This window comes from Antiquaquibacter metalliresistens, assembly GCF_029211225.1.
Taxonomy (GTDB): domain Bacteria; phylum Actinomycetota; class Actinomycetes; order Actinomycetales; family Microbacteriaceae; genus Rhodoglobus; species Rhodoglobus metalliresistens.
Map to the genome: position 1 here is coordinate 1 of NZ_JARGEM010000005.1, position 16,422 is coordinate 16,422.

The following is a 16,422-nucleotide window of genomic DNA, read 5'->3' on the forward strand; positions in this document are numbered from 1 at the left end:
CGAGGAGGTGGCGATCCCGGAACTGACCGCGGCATAATCAACTCAGCTAGATCTCGCACGGTGTCCAGAAACTCCACCACTCAGCGGGACGTCACCCCCCGGAAGGGCGATCCACTGCTCGTAGGTGATGGTGCCGCGCGGTGCGTCGGCGCCGGCCAGCAGCTCGTCGCCGGTGAGGTTCTCGCCGAAATAGATGCCGGCGGGGTCGGCGATCACCGTGCGCTCGTCGTGTCGTGCGGCGAGGCGGCGTCCGACGATGTCGGCGAAGGTGAACACCTCCGGTCCCGCGATCTCCACAACGCCGTTCACGGGCTCGTGCGCCGCGGCCGCGGCGACCGCGAGCGCGACATCCGCGGCGGCGACCGGCTGGATGTTCGCCTGCGGCACGCGCACCACGCCGTCGACCGTTCCCGAGTCCGCGATGCCGACCAGGAACTCGAGGAACTGGGTCGCGTGCACGATCGTGAACGGCACGCCACCCTCACGGATGAGCCGTTCCTGCTCGACCTTGGCGCGCATGTATCCCGATGCGGCGAGATGCTCGGAACCGACGATCGACAGCGCGACGACGTGGCCGACCCCGGCCGCCTTCGCGGCCTCGAGCAGGTTGGTCGTGCCGGCGCGGAAGAAGGCCATGACGTCGTCATCCGCGAACGACGGGGAGTTGGAGACGTCGACGACCACCTGGGCTCCGGCGAGCGCCTCGGCGAGCCCTTCGCCGGTGACAGCATCGACGCCCGAGTTAGGCGAGGCTGCGACGACCTCGTGACCGTGGGCGGCGAGGTGTCCGACGACCTGGGATCCGATGAGGCCGGTGCCTCCGATGACGACGATCTTCATGATGCTCCGTTTCCGGCGGCGTCGACCGCCGCTCTCATCAGAGAGACCGGGCGAGGTTCGGATCTGTGACAACGACCCCGGCGGTGTCGACGGCCTAGGGATGGCGCATCCGCGGCGATAGGGTGACGGCATGACCGAGTTCTTCGTGATCGTCACCGCCGCGTTCGAGGTGCTCGGCGTGAGCGCGATGGCCGTCGGCATCCTCGTGGCCGTCGTGCTCGCGATCCGCTCCTGGGTGCGTTCGCACGACGGCAGGGTCGCCTTCAAGACCCTGCGCGACTCGATCGGGCTCGTGATCCTGCTCGGCCTGGAGATCCTGGTCGCCGCCGATCTGGTGCGCACGGTGACCTCGACGCCGGAGCTGACCGATGCGCTCGTGCTCGCGATCATCGTGCTCATTCGCACGGTGCTGAGCTTCTCGCTGCAGATCGAGATCGAGGGGGTTGCGCCATGGAAGCGCGCCCTGCTGACGAGCCCGCAGCTCATGGCGCGGGCCGCCAAGGGCAAGGCCGGCGGCGACACGGCAGAATAGCCTCATGACCGACCAGCGCCTCGCCGTCATCGTCCTCGCCGCAGGTCAGGGCACTCGCATGAAGTCCTCGCGACCCAAGGTGCTGCACGCGCTCGCCGGCCGCTCGCTCGTCGGTCACGTGCTCGCGACCGCGCAGGAGCTCCACCCCACGCACGTCGTCGCCGTCGTGCGCCACGAGCGGGATGCCGTCGTCGAGACCATCAGCGAGCTCGCGCCGTCCGCGATCATCGTCGACCAGGACGAGGTGCCCGGCACCGGTCGTGCGGTCGAGATCGCCATCGACGCCCTGCCGGCCGGCTTCGAGGGCGACGTCGTCGTGGTCTCCGGCGACGTGCCGCTGCTGGATGCCACGACCCTCGCCGACCTCATCGAGCGCCACCGCGCCGCCAAGGCCGCCGCCACCGTGCTCTCGGCGATCATGGACGACGCCACCGGTTACGGACGCGTCGTGCGCACCGCCGCGGGCGACGTCGACCGCATCGTCGAGCAGCGCGATGCGAGCGACGACGAGCTCGCGATCACCGAGGTCAACTCCGGCACCTACGTCTTCGCCCTCACACCGCTGCGTGAGCAGCTGGCGCTGGTGACCACCCAGAACTCGCAGGGAGAGAAGTACCTCACCGATGTGATCGGGCTCCTGCGCGCCACCGGCGCCGCCGTCGCAGCGCTCCCGGTGCGTGACGGCTGGCGGGTCGCCGGCGTCAACGACCGCGTGCAGCTGGCGGAGGCCGCCCGCCGCATGAACGAGCTCATCGTGCGCCGCTGGCAGCTCGAGGGCGTCACCGTCGACGACCCGGCGACCACCTGGATCGACGCCGACGTGACGCTCGCCGAAGATGTGCACCTGCTGCCGGGCGTGCAGCTCAAGGGCGCGACGAAGGTCGACCGCGGGGCGAGCATCGGTCCGGACTCCACGCTGACCGACACCGAGGTCGGCGAGGATGCCACGGTGCGGCGCACCGACGCGACGCTCGCGGTGATCGGGGCCCGGGCATCCGTCGGCCCCTGGTCGTACCTGCGACCGGGCACGTATCTCGGCGAGGGCGGCAAGATCGGCACCTTCGTGGAGACGAAGAACTCGACCATCGGCGCGGGCAGCAAGGTGCCCCACCTGAGCTACATCGGCGACACCGAGGTCGGTGACGGGGCGAACATCGGTGCCGGCACGATCACCGCCAACTACGACGGCGTGAACAAGCACCGCACCATCGTGGGCTCGCACGTGCGCACCGGCTCGCACAACGTGTTCGTCGCCCCCGTTACAATCGGTGATGGAGCCTATACAGGTGCCGGGACGGTGGTCCGCAAGGACGTGCCGGCCGGGTCTCTGGCGATCAACGTGGCTCCGCAGCGCAACATGAGCGGCTGGGTCAGAGCCAATCGGGCGGGCACTGCTGCGGCGGATGCCGCGGCGGCGGCCGGCGCCGAGTCCGAGGCCTAGCGACACCGCCGGTTACCGGCAGAGAGAGCGGGAACCGTGTCCGAGATCAAGATCACCGGACAGAAACGGCTCGTGATCGTCACGGGCCGGGCCCATCCCCAACTCGCCGAGGACATCGCGCGCGAACTCGAGACCGAGATCGTGCACACGGATGCCCGCACCTTCGCCAACGGCGAGATCTATGCGCGCTACGACGAGAGCGTGCGCGGTTGCGACGCCTTCGTCATCCAGTCGCACACCAGCCCGATCAACGAGTGGCTCATGGAGCAGCTCATCATGGTGGACGCCCTCAAGCGCGCCTCCGCCAAGCGCATCACCGTCGTGAGCCCGTTCTATCCCTACGCTCGCCAGGACAAGAAGGGCCGCGGTCGCGAGCCGATCAGCGCCCGCCTGGTCGCGGACCTCTACAAGGCCGCCGGGGCCAACCGCATCATGAGCGTCGACCTGCACGCCGCGCAGATCCAGGGCTTCTTCGACGGCCCCGTCGACCACCTGTTCGCGATGCCCGTGCTGCTCGAGCACTTCCAGAGGCAGCTCGACCCCGCCACCCTCACGGTGGTCTCGCCCGACATGGGGCGCGTGCGCGTGGCCGACATCTGGAGCGACAAGCTGGGGGCGCCGCTGGCGATCATCCACAAGCGACGCGACCCGCTCATCCCGAACCAGGTCTCGGTGCATGAGATCGTCGGTGAGGTGGCCGGCCGCGTCTGCCTGCTCGTCGACGACATGATCGACACCGGTCGCACGATCGTGAAGGCGGCCGAGGCGCTCAAGGCCAACGGGGCCACGGCCGTCGTGGTCGCGGCGACGCACGCGATCTTCTCGGATCCCGCGACCGAGATCCTGCAGAGCGAGTACATCGACTCGGTCGTCGTCACCGACACGCTGCCGGTGCCGGAGGAGAAGCGCTGGGACCGCCTGACTATCCTGCCGATCGCCCCGCTCATCGCCCGCGCCATCCACGAGGTCTTCGACGACGGCTCCGTCACGAGCATGTTCGACGGGGCGGCGTGACCGTGTCCGACTACTCGCCGCCGCGTCCCTGGCTCACGTCGTACGCCGAGGGGGTGCCGTCGGAGATCGAGCTGCCGACCGGGTCGCTCTACGATCTCGTCGCCGAGTCCGTGCAGCAGTACCCGAAGCATGTCGCGCTCGAGTTCTTCGGGCGCGAGACCACGTACGCCGAGCTGGGTGAGCAGATCGATCGCGCCGCCGAGGGCTTGCGGCTGCTGGGCGTGCAGAAGGGCGACCCGGTCGCGATCGTGCTGCCGAACTGCCCGCAGCACATCGTCGCGTTCTACGCGGTGTTGCGGCTGGGCGCCATCGTCGTCGAGCACAACCCGCTCTACACGCCGCGTGAGCTGCGCCACCAGTTCGAGGATCACGGCGCGAAGGTCGCGATCGCGTGGGACAAGACGGTCGAGACCATCCAGGCCTTCCCGGCGGATGTCGCGGTCGAGGCCATCATCTCGATCGACGTCACACGGGCCATGCCCCTCGTCACGCGCGCACTGCTGCGGCTGCCGATCGCGAAGGCGCGCGAATCGCGCGCCGCGCTCACCACGAAGGTGCGCGGCACCATCACGTGGTCGAAGCTGCTCGAAGCCGAGCCCATCAAGCCCGCGATCTTCAAGCCGGCCGCCGACGATGTGGCCCTCATCCAGTACACCAGCGGCACCACCGGCTTCCCGAAGGGTGCGACCCTCACCCACCTGAACCTCAACACGAACGCCGCCCAGGCCCGCGCGTGGGTGCCGACCGTCCAGCGCGGCACCGCGGTCGTCTACGCCGTGCTGCCGATGTTCCACGCCTATGGCCTGACACTGTGCCTCACGTTCGCGATGAGCATGGGATCGCGCCTCGTGCTCTTCCCGCGCTTCGACCCGGACCTCGTGCTGCCGGTGATCAAGAAGCATCCCGCCACGTTCCTGCCCGCGGTGCCGCCGATCTACGAGCGTCTCACCGCCGCCGCGGACGAGCGCGGCGTCTCGCTCAAGGGCATCGAGATCGCCATCTCCGGGGCGATGCCGCTGTCGGCGAGCGTCGTCGAGCCCTGGGAGGCGCGCACCGGCGGCTATCTCGTCGAGGGCTACGGCCTGAGCGAGACGAGCCCGGTGCTCATGGCCAACCCCGTGGGTCCGACGCGTCGGGCGGGCACCGTCGGTCTGCCGTTGCCGAACACGGAGTGCCGCGTCGTCGACCCGGACCAGCCGACGGTGGACGTGAAGCCCGGCGAACGCGGTGAGCTCATCGTGCGCGGCCCGCAGGTGTTCAGCGGGTACTGGAAGAAGCCGGAGGAGACCGCTGCGGTCTTCGTGCCCGCCGACGACGACGGCGCGGACTGGTTCCGCACCGGTGACATCGTCACGATCGACGCGGACGGCTTCGTGACGATCGTCGACCGCATCAAGGAGCTCATCATCACCGGTGGGTTCAACGTGGCGCCGAGCGAGGTCGAAGAGGCACTGCGCCAGCATCCCTCGATCGCGGATGTCGCGGTCGTCGGCCTGCCCTCGGAGCACTCCGGTGAAGACGTGGTCGCCGCCGTCGTGCTCGCCCCCGGTGCGAGCCTCGACGAGGACGGCATCCGTCAGTTCGCGCGCGACAACCTGACGCCGTACAAGGTGCCCAAGCGCGTGATCGCCGTCGACGAGCTGCCGAAGTCGCTCATCGGCAAGGTGCTGCGTCGCAACGTGCGCGACAACATCATGAACGCGGACCCCCTCGAGCGCTGATGGCGACGGAACGACCCTGGCTCGCGCAGTACGCGCCCGGGGTGCCGCACGAGATCGTCGTGCCGGGCGGTTCGCTCTGCGATCTCCTCGCCTCATCCGTCGAGGAGTTCGGCGGCAAGGTCGCGCTCGAGTTCTTCGGTCGCGAGACGACCTACGCCGAGCTGGGTGAGCAGGTCGATCGCGCCGCCGAGGGCCTGCGGCTGCTGGGCGTGCAGAAGGGCGACCCGGTCGCGATCGTGCTGCCGAACTGCCCGCAGCACATCGTCGCGTTCTACGCGGTGCTGCGGCTGGGCGCCATCGTCGTCGAGCACAACCCGCTCTACACGCCGCGTGAGCTGCGCCACCAGTTCGAGGATCACGGCGCGAAGGTCGCGATCGCGTGGGACAAGACCGTCGAGACCATCCGGGCCTTTCCCGACGACACCGCCGTCGAACAGCTCATCTCGGTGGACATCACCCGCGGCATGCCGCTTCGTACTCGCCTGCTGCTGCGGCTGCCGATCGCGAAGGCCCGCGCCTCCCGCGCCGCCCTCACGACCGCGGTCCACGGCGCGATCCGTTGGGAGACGATCGTCGGGGCACCGCCGGTGGCGGACGCGATCGAACGGCCGACGGCACGGGATGTCGCGGTCATCCAGTACACCAGCGGCACGACCGCCGAGCCCAAGGGCGCGATCCTCACGCATGCCAACCTCATGGCCAATGCGGCGCAGGGGCGAGCGTGGCTGCCCTCGATCGTTCCCGGAGCCGCCGTCGTCTACGCGGTGCTCCCCATGTTCCACGCCTACGGCATGACCCTGTGCCTGACGTTCTCGATGAGCATCGGCGCTCGGCTCGTGCTGTTCCCGAAGTTCGACACCGACCTCGTGCTCGAGGTGGCCAAGCGCCGGCTGCCGACCTTCCTTCCCGCCGTGCCGCCGATCTACGAACGGCTTCTCGACGCGGCGGCGGCCAAGGGCATCTCCCTCGAGGGCATCGAGACCGCGCTCTCGGGGGCCATGCCGTTGCCCGCGGAACTCATCCGGCGATGGGAGCGGGCGACGGGCGGCTATCTCGTGGAGGGCTACGGGCTCTCCGAGACCTCGCCGGTGCTGATCGGCAACCCGATCGGTCCGAGCCGGCGCCCGGGCGCGATCGGCGTGCCGTTCCCGAACACCGATATCAGGGTGGTCGACCCGGAGCATCCGACGATCGATCGCGCCCCCGGTGAGCAGGGCGAGCTCATCGCCCGCGGGCCCCAGGTGTTCTCCGGGTACTGGGACAATCCGCAGGCGACCGCCGAGGCCTTCGTCTCGGCCACCGACGGCGGCGCGGACTGGTTCCGCACCGGCGACATCGTCACCGTCGACGCGGACGGCTTCGTCACGATCGTCGACCGCATCAAGGAGCTCATCATCACGGGTGGGTTCAACGTGGCGCCGAGCGAGGTCGAGGAGGTGCTGCTGCGGCATCCGAGCATCGCCGACGCCGCGGTCGTGGGTCTGCCGGGCGCCCACAGTGGGGAGGACGTGGTGGCGGTCGTCGTGCTCGCACCCGGCGCGAGACTCGACGAGGCCGGCATCCGTGAGTTCGCGCGCGACACCCTCGCGGCCTACAAGGTGCCCAAGCGTGTGATCGCCGTCGACGAGCTGCCGAAGTCGCTCATCGGCAAGGTGCTGCGCAAGAAGGTGCGCGACGATCTGATCGCGGGCCGAGCCTAGGAGTTCTCGAGCGGCGCCTGCGGCAAGCGCGCACCGCCGGGGATCAGCCCCAGCGCACGCACCAACACCTGGTCGCCGTCGAAGTCGATCGCGTAGCAGTTCCAGCCCATGCCTGCGGCGCTGACCAATTCGAAGCGCGCCGAGGCTGCGGTCGAGCCGGGCGCGAGCACGGCGACGTAGGTCGCGCAAGCGCGTTCGGCGGTGCGCTGCGCCGTGCCCATCGTCACCAGGATGCCCGGCAGCAGCAGCGCGACGAGTCCGAGCACCACGACCACGCGCATCACGGTGGTGAGGTGACGGCTGCGCAGCGGCTTCTCGTGCGGCACATAGCCGGAGAGCTCGGGCTCGTCGTCGTACATCGCTGCCATTGTCGCACCGCTGGTCGGGTGATGCCCCACATCGGTCGCCCTTCGCTCGACTGTCCGACCTTTCACCGAAAATATGCGGCACAGGCGGCATTTGCGGGTCGGGACGGCCCGATACATCTGATCAATCTGCTAGGCTCCTCGGGTCGGAAGGAACTCCATGCGCACACGTGCGACGGCGCGCGGTCTGCAACTCACCGAGCTCGGTCTCGGTGCCGCCCAACTGGGCAACCTGTATCGGGTGACACCGGATGCGGACGTTGCCGCCGCGATCGACACGGCATGGGATGCCGGCATCCGCTACTTCGACACCGCACCCCACTACGGCGTCGGTCTGTCGGAACGTCGGCTCGGGGAGCAGCTGCGATCGCGGCCGCGCGACGAGTACGTGATCTCCACGAAGGTCGGCCGACTGCTGGTGCCGAGTCCCGAAACGGCGCACGAGCGCGACGGACAGGGCTTCGACGTGCCGGCCGATCCGCGCCGGGAGTGGGACTTCAGCCGGGACGGCATCCTGCGCTCGGTGGAGGACTCGCTGCGCCGCACCGGACTCGACCGGTTCGACATCCTCTATCTGCACGATCCCGACGACCACTTCGAGCAGGCCTCGACCGAGGGCATCGGGGCGTTGATCGAATTGCGCGAGCAGGGCGTGGTGCATGCCGTCGGGGCCGGCATGAACTTGGCGGCGCCGCTGGCCGAGTTGATCCGGCGAGCCGACATCGACCTGGTGATGTGCGCCGGCCGCTTCACGCTGGTCGACGGCACGGCCCTCGACGAGCTGCTGCCACTCGCGCAGCAGCGCGGCGTGGGCGTGGTCGCCGCGGCCGTCTACAACTCTGGTCTGCTCGGGCGCGACCGGCCATCGCCCGACGGCCTCTTCGACTATCAGTCGGCGCCGACCGCGCTGCTGGAGCGCGTCCACCGCATCGCCGACATCTGCGAGGCGCATGGGGTGACCCTGCCCGCGGTGGCGATCGCCTATGTGCTGCGCCATCCCGCCGTGGTCAGCGTCGTGTTCGGCGGGCGCGGCCACGACCAGGTGCAGCAGACCATCGACCGGTACGAGACGCCCGTTCCCGATGCCGTGTGGGAGCAACTCGTCTCCGCCGGCCTGATCTCGGAGTTGCCAGCATGACGACGATCACCGCGGTGACCGCCCATGACATCCGTTTCCCTACCTCTGCCAGCGCCGACGGGTCCGACGCGATGAACAAGGACGCGGACTATTCCGCCGCCTACGTCGTCGTGCACACCGACGATCCGACGCTCAAGGGCTACGGCTTCACCTTCACGATCGGGCGTGGCAACGACCTCTGCGTCGAGGCGGCGCGGCAGCGCGGCATCCCGCTGGTCGGGCGCGAGGTCGAATCCTCCGTCGCCGATCTGGGCGGGGTCTACCGCGACCTGTCGAGCGATTCGCAGTTGCGCTGGCTCGGTCCGGAGAAGGGCGTGGAGCACCTCGCGATGGCCGCGGTGATGAACGCGATGTGGGACCTCGCCGCGCGGATGGCCGGCAAGCCGCTCTGGCGACTGCTGGCGGACATGACGCCGGAGCAGCTGGTGGATGCCGCCGACCTGCGCTACCTGAGCGACGCCCTGACCCGCGACGAGGCGATCGCGATGCTCGCCGAGATGGCGCCGACGCGTCAAAACCGGATCGCCGACCTCGAGTCGCTTGGCGGCTATCCCTGCTACACGACGAGCGCGGGTTGGCTCGGCTACAGCGACGAGAAGCTGCGGCGGCTGCTGCAGGAAGCGGTCGACGAGGGATACCGCCATGTGAAGCTCAAGGTCGGCGCGAACCTCGACGACGACGTGCGCCGCCTCGCCATCGCCCGCGAGGTGATCGGCTGGGACGCCAACCTCATGATCGACGCGAACCAGGTCTGGGACGTGCCGGAGGCGATCGAGTGGATGCGCGAGCTCGCGCAGTTCAAGCCACTCTGGATCGAGGAGCCGACCAGTCCCGACGACGTGCTCGGGCACGCCGCGATCCGCAAGGCGGTCGCGCCGATCGGCGTCGCCACCGGCGAGCACGGTATGAACCGCGTGCTGTTCAAGCAGTTCTTCCAAGCCGAGGCGATCGACTTCTGCCAGCTGGACTCGGCCCGACTGGCGAGCGTCAACGAGATCCTGTCCGTCTACCTGATGGCCAAGAAGTTCGGCGTGCCGGTGTGCCCGCACGCGGGCGGCGTCGGCCTGTGCGAGCTGGTGCAGCACCTGTCGATCTTCGACTACGTATACGTGTCGGGTTCCCTCGAGAACCGGGTCACCGAGTTCGTCGACCACCTTCACGAGCACTTCGTCGACCCGTGCATCGTCGAGAACGGGCACTACACGCTGCCATCGCAGCCGGGCTACAGCGCCGAGATGGTCGAGGCCTCCGTCGCCGAGTTCGGCTTTCCGAGCGGCTCCTACTGGGCGTCGCGGTAGGGATCGTCGTCGGCATGGGTGGCGCTGAACTCCTCGACGCCGAGCAGGTGCACGGACATCCGGATGCGCGCTCGCTCCGGGTCGCGCCGGCGCAGCTCGATGAGGATCGCCTGGTGCTCCGCCTGGGTGGCGGCGACCGCGCCGCGATCGCTGATCGCGCGCCACAGCCTGGCGCGGAACGTGCGGCCCACGAGCGTGTCGATGATGGCGGCGAGCGGCGGATTGCCACTGGCCCTGGCGATGATGCGGTGGAACTCGGTGTCGGCCCGGATGAAGGCCTCGACATCGTCTTCCGACCCTTCTGCCGCGATGAGCACGCGGTCGAGCTCGTCCAGTTCCTCCTCCGTGAGGCGAACGGCGGCGCGCGCGGCGCTCTCGCTCTCGAGCACGCGGCGCACCGCGAGCAGATCGCTCGCGTGCGCGGGCTGTTGCAGGTCGGCCAGAAAACTCAGCGGACTCAGCAGCGTGCGCGGATCGAGCGCGGTCACGTACGTGCCGTCGCCCTGGCGCGTCTCCAGCACGCCGAGCGTGGCCAGCGCCCGCACGCCCTCCCGCAGCGAGCCGCGCGAGACGCCGAGCTGGGCGGCGAGGTCCTTCTCGATCGGCAGCCGCGATCCGGGCTGCAACCGGCCGCTGGTGAGCAGATCTTTGATGCCCTGGATCACGACGTCCGTCTGCGAGCGCGCGGGCGGAACGGCATCGGTCATCTGGTCATCATAGGCTTCACGGGCGAATGGTCTGACGAAAGCGGGGCGGCGTGATCATCGACGCACATCTTCACTCCTGGCGGCTCGGTTCGGGCGTGTACGCCTGGCCCGACGAGACGGTGGAGCCGATCCATCGCGACCTCGGTGTCGCCGATGCCCAGCCCGAGCTCGACCGCGCGGGGGTCACCGGTGTCGTGCTCGTGCAGGCCGCAGACCATGCCGCGGACACGAGGGCGATGCTCGCCGAGGGCGACGCCCACCCGCGGGTCGTGGGCGTGGTCGGCTGGGTGCCGCTCGACGACGCCCCGACCGCCGTGGCTGCGCTGGACGATCTGGCGGGCGACGATCGCCTGGTCGGGGTGCGCAGCCTCATCCACACCTATTCGGACCCGAACTGGATCGTCGGCGACGCCGTGCGCGACGGACTGTCGGTGCTGGAGCAGCGCGATCTCAGCTACGACTTCGTATCGGCCGATCCTGCGGCGCTCAGCCATGTCCCGGTGCTGGGGGAGCGGCATTCACGATTGCGCATCGTGATCGATCACCTCGGCGAGCCGCCCGTCGGCGGCAGCGAGTCCGATCGCGCGCACTGGCGTGCCCTGTTGGCGGATGCCGCGGCCAACCCCCTGGTCTCCGCCAAGCTCTCCGGCCTCTACGCGAGCACGGGCGAGCTGGACTCCTGGACCCGCGCGCAGGTGCTGCCCTTCGTGGCCGACGCCCTGGAACTGTTCGGGCCCGAGCGGCTGATGTACGGCGGTGACTGGCCGGTGTCGATCCTGGCCGGCGGCTATGCGCGCACCTGGCAGGCGATCACCTCGATCGTCGACGAGCTGGCGCCGCAGCACCGCGACGCGATCCTCGGCGGCAACGCCGCCGAGCTGTACCGGCTGAGTCCGCAGCGCCTGGCGCTCGCGGGGAAGGAGCAACCGTGAGTTTCGCAAGGCTGGGTGAGGCAGGGTCGGAGATTCCCGTGCTGTGGCGGGACGGGGTCGCCCACGACCTGCGCCCGCTCACGGCCGATATCGATGGTGCGTTCCTGGCGTCGGACGGCATCGCTCGGGCGCGGGCGGCGGACCTGCCGGTGCTCGAGGGCGCGGACTCGCTGAGGGTGGGTGCGCCGATCGCGCGCCCGGGCAAGATCGTCTGCATCGGGCTGAACTACCGCGACCATGCGGCGGAGACCGGCGCGGCGATCCCTGCCGAACCGGTGGTGTTCCTCAAGGACCCGTCGACGATGATCGGTCCCTTCGATGACGTCTCCATCCCACGCCAGTCGGTCAAGACCGACTGGGAGGTCGAGCTCGGTGTGGTGATCGGGCGCACGGCGCGCTACCTCGACGCCCCGGACGAGGCGGATGCGGTGATCGCGGGCTACGCGCTGTCGCACGACGTGTCGGAACGGGAGTTCCAGCTGGAGCGCAGCGGGCAGTGGGATCTGGGCAAGAGCTGCGAGACCTTCAACCCGTTCGGCCCGCTGCTCGTCCCCGCCGACGAGGTGGCCGATCCGCAGAACCTGGGCATGCGCCTGTGGGTGAACGGCCTGCAGCGGCAGCACGGCACGAGCGCCGACATGATCTTCGACGTGCGCCATGTGATCTGGTATCTGTCGCAGTTCATGGCGCTGCGCCCCGGTGACGTCATCAACACCGGCACCCCCGCCGGTGTCGCTCTCGGGCTGCCGGGCAATCCCTACCTGCGCGCCGGCGATGTGGTCGAGCTCGAGATCGACGGTCTCGGCCGCGCGGCGCAGAGGCTGGTGCAGGCATGAGCGGCGAGTTCGACGGACTGGTCGCGGTCGTGACCGGTGGCGCCTCCGGCATCGGCCTTGCGACGGCGAAGGCGTTCGCCGCGGGCGGCGCGAGCGTGGCGGTGCTCGATCTGCGCCCGGAAGGGCTGCCCGACGGCCTCGCCGGCTTCGTGGCCGACGTCGCGGACCGGGCGTCGGTGGATGCCGCGGTCGCGTCGGTCGCGGACCGCTTCGGCCGCATCGACATCGTCGTCAACAACGCCGGGATCAGTGCCATCGGTACGGTCGAGGAGGTGCCCGACGCCGACTGGGCGCGCGTGCTCGACATCAATGTCACCGGCATGGCACGGGTCACCGCGTCGACGCTGCCGCATCTGCGTCGATCGCCGCACCCGGCGGTGGTGAACGTGTGCTCCATCGCGGCGCTCAACGGACTGCCGCGGCGCGCGCTCTATGGGGCGTCGAAGGGCGCGGTGCTCGCGCTCACCTACGCGATGGCGGTCGACCACGTGCACGACGGCATCCGGGTGAACGCGGTCAGTCCCGGCACCGTCTTCACCCCGTTCGTCGAGAACTTCCTCAAGCAGTACGACGACCCGGTGGCCGAGCGCGCCGCCCTCGACAGCCGCCAGGCCACCGGCCGCATGGTGACGCCGGAGGAGGTCGCCGGTGCCATCCTGTATCTGGCGAGCCCGGCATCCGGGTCGACCACCGGCACCGCGTTGGAGGTCGACGGCGGTGTCACGCACCTGAGAGCGAGGACGTCATGAAGCGCGTCGCGTCGGTGATCGGTCTGCCCCCGGAGCACCGCGAGGAATACGAGCGGTATCACGCGGCGGTGTGGCCGACCGTGCTGCAACGACTGACCCTGAGCAACATCCACAACTATTCGATCTTCCGGCACGGCGACCTGTTGTTCTCGTACTTCGAATACACGGGCGACGACTACGAGGCCGACATGGCCGCGATGGCGGCCGATCCCGAGACGCAGCGCTGGTGGTCGGTGCAGGAGCCGCTGCAGCGTCCGCTGGAGGATCGTGCACCCGGCCAGTGGTGGAAAGAGCTGCCGGAGATCTTCCACCACGACTGACGCCGCCCGCTCGCGCCGTTCGCGTTCGCGACCGACGGTCGTGCGGGTGCTCAGTGGCTGTCGACTGCCTCGATCTCGGTGCGGTCTCCCGACCACAGGGTGTGGAACGTGCCATCCAGATCGACGCGCTTGTAGGTGTGCGCCCCGAAGAAGTCGCGCTGTCCCTGCACCAGTGCGGCGGGCAGCCGGTCGGCGCGCAGCCCGTCGTAATAGGCCAGCGACGAGGCGAACGCGGGGGCCGGGATGCCGGCGTGCGCGGCGTCCGCGACGACGTTGCGCCAGGCATCCTGCGACTTCGCCATCACGTCGACGAAGAACGGGGCGGTCACGAGCGCGTCGAGACCCGGGTTCTCGGCGTACGCCTCGGTGATGCGGTTGAGGAAGCGCGCGCGGATGATGCAGCCGCCGCGCCAGATCTTGGCGATCTCGCCCTTCTTGATGTCCCAGCCGTACTGCTCGGCGCCCGCGACGATCGCGTCGAAGCCCTGCGAGTAGGCGATGACCTTCGAGGCGTAGAGCGCCAGTCGCACGCCCTCGATGAACTTCTCGGCGTCGGCCGGGTGCCAGGCGTTCTCGTCGGGGCCCGGCAGGGATGCCGCGGCAGCACGCTGCGCCGGCTTCGAGCTCAACGACCGCGCGAACACCGCCTCCGCGATTCCGGAGACCGGCACACCGAGGTCGAGCGCGGTCTGCACGGTCCATGCGCCCGTGCCCTTCGCGCCGGCCTGGTCGAGGATCACGTCGACGAGGGGCTTGCCGGTCTTGGCGTCGACCTGCCGCAGCACCTCTGCGGTGATCTCGATGAGGTAGCTCTCGAGCTCGCCCTTGTTCCACTCGGCGAAGATGTCCGCGATCTCGGCCGGCGTCTTGCCGGTGCCGCGACGGATGAGGTCGTAGGCCTCGGCGATGAGCTGCATGTCGGCGTACTCGATGCCGTTGTGGATCATCTTGACGAAGTGTCCGGCGCCGTCGTGTCCGACGTGCGTGACACAGGGCTCGCCCTCGGCGACGGCGGCGATCGACTTGAGGATCGGGCCGAGCGTCACCCACGACTCATCCGAGCCGCCGGGCATGATCGAGGGGCCGTGCAGCGCGCCCTCCTCACCGCCGGAGATGCCGGCGCCGACGAAGTTGATGCCGGTCTCGCGCACCGCCTTCTCGCGGCGGATCGTGTCGGTGAACAGGGCGTTGCCGCCGTCGACGATGATGTCGCCGGGCTCGAACACCTTCACGAGCTCGTCGATCACGGCGTCGGTGCCCTTGCCGGCCTGCACCATGATGAGCGCGGCGCGCGGCTTCGACAGCGAGTCGGCGAACTCCTGGTAGGTCTTGGCGGGCACGAATCCGGCTTCGGGATGCTCGTCGAGCAGGGTCTGCGTGCGCTCGTAGGTGCGGTTGAAGATCGCCACCGTGTTGCCTTCGCGGCTGGCGAGGTTGCGGGCGAGGTTGCTGCCCATCACCGCGAGTCCGACAACGCCGATGTTCGCCTGTGCCACGTCTCTCTTCTCCTTGGGTCGTCCGGTGGTCGTGCAGCGCAGTTGGCGCGTGCCGAGACCACACAAGGCTAGTACCGTGATCGGATGCCCACCCTGCCGCTCATCGTCGTCATGGGCCCGAGCGGCTCCGGCAAGTCCACGATCGGCGCCGCGCTCGCCGCCGAGCTCGGCGTGCCCTTCATGGATGCCGACGACCTGCACCCCGCCTCCAACGTCGCGAAGATGGCGGCGGGGCAGCCCCTCGACGACGACGACCGGTGGCCGTGGCTGCGGCTGGTCGGGGAAGCGCTGGCCGCGGCATCCGACACCGGACTCGTGATGGCGTGTTCCGCGTTGCGTCGCCGCTATCGCGATGCGATCGTCGCGGAGGCGCCGGGCACCGTCTTCGTGGAGCTGCACGGCACTCGGGCGCTGCTCGCTGAGCGCATGGGCGCGCGCGAGGGGCACTTCATGCCGTCGTCGCTGCTCGACTCGCAACTCGCGACGCTCGAGTCGCTCGGCGACGACGAGCGCGGCGTGCGTGTCGATGTCTCGGGCACGGTGCCCGAGATCGTCGCGGACGTGATCGCGCGCGTGCGCTAGACTTGCGCACTGAACTTCGGCGAGGGATGCGAAGCATCCGTTATCGACGCGGTGGGTAAGTCCCCGTGTGTTCGAACTGAAACCACTATCCGGGCTCTGCCCACTGGAGAAGATCATGGCTGACATCAGCAGCAACCACCTCGTGACCGAGATCCGCGACAACTTCGGCAAGGGCGCGGCCCGCAAGATCCGCGCGCTCGGCAAGATCCCCGCGGTCATCTACGGGCACGGCTCCGAGCCGCAGCACGTCACGCTGCCGGGTCACGAGACCTCGCTCATCCTGCGCAAGTCGAACCAGGTGCTCGAGCTCGACATCCAGGGCAAGGTGCAGCTCGCGCTGGTCAAGGACGTGCAGAAGGACCCGGTGCGCCAGATCATCGAGCACATCGACCTCATCGTCGTGCGCAAGGGCGAGAAGGTCACCGTCGACGTGCCCGTGCACATCGAGGGCGAGCCGGTCTCCGGCACGAGCATCAACCAGGACGCCAACACGATCTCGCTCGAGGTCGAGGCCACGCACATCCCCGAGAACATCGTCGTGTCCGTCGAGGGCCTCGGCGAGGGCTCGCACATCCTCGCCGGCGACGTGAAGCTGCCCACGGGCGCGACGCTCATCACCGACCCCGAGACGCTCATCGTCGGCATCACCGGTGAGACCGCTCAGGATCTGGGCGAGGAGACCGAGTCGGCCGAGGAGGGCGCCGCCGAGGAGTCCGCCGCCGAGGCTGCCACCGAGGGCGCCGAGTAGCGC

General features: G+C 69.4%; 17 protein-coding genes. 13 read left to right on the plus strand and 4 right to left on the minus strand.

What is annotated here, in order from left to right; translation table 11 throughout:
• Positions 1-42 precede the first annotated feature (42 nt).
• Entirely contained in the window at positions 43-840 is a 798-nt protein-coding gene (locus tag PYV02_RS09980; RefSeq protein WP_275758718.1) for an SDR family oxidoreductase, read from the minus strand.
• A 130-nt stretch (positions 841-970) separates the two neighbouring features.
• Between PYV02_RS09980 and PYV02_RS09985 the strand changes: the two genes are divergently transcribed.
• Genes PYV02_RS09985 through PYV02_RS10005 form a run of 5 tightly spaced genes read left to right on the plus strand, consistent with a single transcriptional unit; the run spans position 971 to position 7,248 of the window.
• Entirely contained in the window at positions 971-1,372 is a 402-nt protein-coding gene (locus PYV02_RS09985) for a DUF1622 domain-containing protein (RefSeq protein ID WP_275758721.1), read from the plus strand.
• Between the two features lie 4 nt (positions 1,373-1,376).
• Positions 1,377-2,813 (plus strand): bifunctional UDP-N-acetylglucosamine diphosphorylase/glucosamine-1-phosphate N-acetyltransferase GlmU, encoded by a 1,437-nt coding sequence (gene glmU / locus PYV02_RS09990; protein WP_275758723.1) that lies wholly within the window; start codon positions 1,377-1,379, stop codon positions 2,811-2,813.
• 36 nt (positions 2,814-2,849) lie between these two features.
• Positions 2,850-3,827 carry a ribose-phosphate diphosphokinase gene (locus tag PYV02_RS09995; RefSeq protein ID WP_275758725.1) on the plus strand — a complete coding sequence of 326 codons (978 nt, stop codon included), beginning with the start codon at positions 2,850-2,852 and terminating at the stop codon, positions 3,825-3,827.
• A 2-nt stretch (positions 3,828-3,829) separates the two neighbouring features.
• Positions 3,830-5,548 carry a long-chain-fatty-acid--CoA ligase gene (locus PYV02_RS10000; protein ID WP_275759166.1) on the plus strand — a complete coding sequence of 573 codons (1,719 nt, stop codon included), beginning with the start codon at positions 3,830-3,832 and terminating at the stop codon, positions 5,546-5,548.
• Positions 5,548-7,248, plus strand: a complete 1,701-nt coding sequence (locus PYV02_RS10005; RefSeq protein WP_275758727.1) for a long-chain-fatty-acid--CoA ligase — start codon at positions 5,548-5,550, stop codon at positions 7,246-7,248. Before PYV02_RS10000 ends, PYV02_RS10005 begins: the two co-directional genes overlap by 1 nt.
• Here PYV02_RS10005 and PYV02_RS10010 read toward each other — a convergent pair.
• Positions 7,245-7,607 (minus strand): hypothetical protein, encoded by a 363-nt coding sequence (locus PYV02_RS10010; RefSeq protein WP_275758729.1) that lies wholly within the window; start codon positions 7,605-7,607, stop codon positions 7,245-7,247. The two genes, PYV02_RS10005 and PYV02_RS10010, sit on opposite strands and share 4 nt — an antisense overlap.
• A 166-nt stretch (positions 7,608-7,773) precedes the next feature.
• Between PYV02_RS10010 and PYV02_RS10015 the strand changes: the two genes are divergently transcribed.
• Together PYV02_RS10015 and PYV02_RS10020 are read left to right on the plus strand one after the other, a co-directional pair.
• Positions 7,774-8,751, plus strand: coding sequence for an aldo/keto reductase (locus PYV02_RS10015; protein WP_275758731.1), 978 nt, complete (start codon positions 7,774-7,776; stop codon positions 8,749-8,751).
• Positions 8,748-10,049, plus strand: a complete 1,302-nt coding sequence (locus tag PYV02_RS10020) for an L-fuconate dehydratase (protein ID WP_275758733.1) — start codon at positions 8,748-8,750, stop codon at positions 10,047-10,049. Before PYV02_RS10015 ends, PYV02_RS10020 begins: the two co-directional genes overlap by 4 nt.
• Here the strand turns inward: PYV02_RS10020 and PYV02_RS10025 are convergent.
• The gene (locus PYV02_RS10025; protein ID WP_275758735.1) at positions 10,031-10,756 is read right to left on the minus strand and encodes a FadR/GntR family transcriptional regulator; all 726 of its coding nucleotides are present in this window, start codon (positions 10,754-10,756) and stop codon (positions 10,031-10,033) included. The genes PYV02_RS10020 and PYV02_RS10025 overlap by 19 nt on opposite strands.
• A 50-nt stretch (positions 10,757-10,806) precedes the next feature.
• Between PYV02_RS10025 and PYV02_RS10030 the strand changes: the two genes are divergently transcribed.
• The 4 genes from PYV02_RS10030 to PYV02_RS10045 are packed head-to-tail and all read left to right on the plus strand — an operon-like array spanning position 10,807 to position 13,593.
• Complete coding sequence (locus PYV02_RS10030) at positions 10,807-11,688, plus strand: amidohydrolase family protein (RefSeq protein WP_275758736.1); 882 nt, start codon at positions 10,807-10,809, stop codon at positions 11,686-11,688.
• Positions 11,685-12,524: a fumarylacetoacetate hydrolase family protein gene (locus PYV02_RS10035; protein WP_275758738.1), complete on the plus strand. Its 840-nt coding sequence runs from the start codon at positions 11,685-11,687 to the stop codon at positions 12,522-12,524. Before PYV02_RS10030 ends, PYV02_RS10035 begins: the two co-directional genes overlap by 4 nt.
• Positions 12,521-13,273: an SDR family NAD(P)-dependent oxidoreductase gene (locus PYV02_RS10040; RefSeq protein WP_275758739.1), complete on the plus strand. Its 753-nt coding sequence runs from the start codon at positions 12,521-12,523 to the stop codon at positions 13,271-13,273. Before PYV02_RS10035 ends, PYV02_RS10040 begins: the two co-directional genes overlap by 4 nt.
• Positions 13,270-13,593, plus strand: coding sequence for an L-rhamnose mutarotase (locus PYV02_RS10045; RefSeq protein WP_275758741.1), 324 nt, complete (start codon positions 13,270-13,272; stop codon positions 13,591-13,593). Before PYV02_RS10040 ends, PYV02_RS10045 begins: the two co-directional genes overlap by 4 nt.
• A 50-nt stretch (positions 13,594-13,643) precedes the next feature.
• On the opposite strand, the gene gndA is transcribed toward PYV02_RS10045, so the two are convergent.
• A complete protein-coding gene (gndA, locus tag PYV02_RS10050) occupies positions 13,644-15,050 on the minus strand; it encodes an NADP-dependent phosphogluconate dehydrogenase (RefSeq protein WP_420833624.1) in 1,407 nt (468 codons plus the stop codon).
• Positions 15,051-15,173: 123 nt separating this feature from the next.
• Between gndA and PYV02_RS10055 the strand changes: the two genes are divergently transcribed.
• Both PYV02_RS10055 and PYV02_RS10060 read left to right on the plus strand, forming a co-directional pair.
• Entirely contained in the window at positions 15,174-15,671 is a 498-nt protein-coding gene (locus PYV02_RS10055; protein WP_338056617.1) for a gluconokinase, read from the plus strand.
• 115 nt (positions 15,672-15,786) lie between these two features.
• Complete coding sequence (locus tag PYV02_RS10060) at positions 15,787-16,419, plus strand: 50S ribosomal protein L25/general stress protein Ctc (protein ID WP_275758745.1); 633 nt, start codon at positions 15,787-15,789, stop codon at positions 16,417-16,419.
• Positions 16,420-16,422 lie beyond the last annotated feature (3 nt).